The 772-nt window shown below is 59.3% G+C and carries 1 protein-coding gene; it reads right to left on the bottom strand.

Annotation, left to right across the window (positions count from 1 at the left end; all coding sequences use genetic code 11):
• Nucleotides 1-9: 9 nt before the first annotated feature.
• Nucleotides 10-772 (bottom strand): IS5 family transposase (locus tag AC24GY_RS29455; RefSeq protein WP_487690456.1); only part of this gene is annotated, 763 nt, incomplete at its 5' end.

Raw genomic sequence — 772 nt, 5'->3', positions numbered from 1 at the left:
GGCAGTGTTTTAAAACTTCTTGAAAGGCTGCATCCAATCGATGACGGCGGCAAAAGCCAACAGAGAGGTGAAGTGCAAGGCAAGTTTATCGCGGCGCAATGACAAGCAGGCCCAAAGCTTGATGCGACAGAAGAAGTTCTCCACCCGATAGCGTTGGCGGTAGAGAGGTTTGCTGTATTTGATCTTATGCTTACGGTTCTTCTTGCCTGGAAAACAAGGTTTGTGACCGCGCGCCACCAAAGCCCGGCGCAGTTTGTCGCTGTCGAAGCCCTTGTCACCAACCACGCGCCACTTCCCCCCTCGCGGCAACAACCCGAGCACATGAGCACCTTCATACGCCTGTCCTTCGATGAGTTTCATGCTCATGAGCCGCCCGCGTTTGTCGGTCAACGCCATGAGCTTGCTGTTGCGCCCGCCACGGGTCTTGCCCAGCGCCTGGGCTGCCGCGCCGCCGCGTGGATTGGCCGCGCTCTGGTGCGCCAGAATGTGTGTGCCATCCACCAGCACCACCGTGCCGCGAACCTTGCGCGCGAAGCTCTTGAGCAACTGCATCCACACTCCAGCGCGCGCCAGCTTGCGATGCCAGCCGTAGAGCGTCTCCCACGGACCAAACTGGGGCGGCAGGTCGCGCCATGGCCCGCAATTGCGAAGGCGGTAAAACAAACCGTCGAGCACCAGATCCATGGCAGCCTGTGGCCGGCCACCCTGTTTCACAACGCGACTTTTTTTAAGAGCCGCTGCTTGAGCGGCCCCCACCAAGAGAATCGTTGAT

This window comes from Prosthecobacter sp. Pr1, assembly GCF_057652315.1.
Note: the sequence above shows the minus strand (reverse complement) of the source record. Positions and strands in the feature narration are given on the sequence as shown.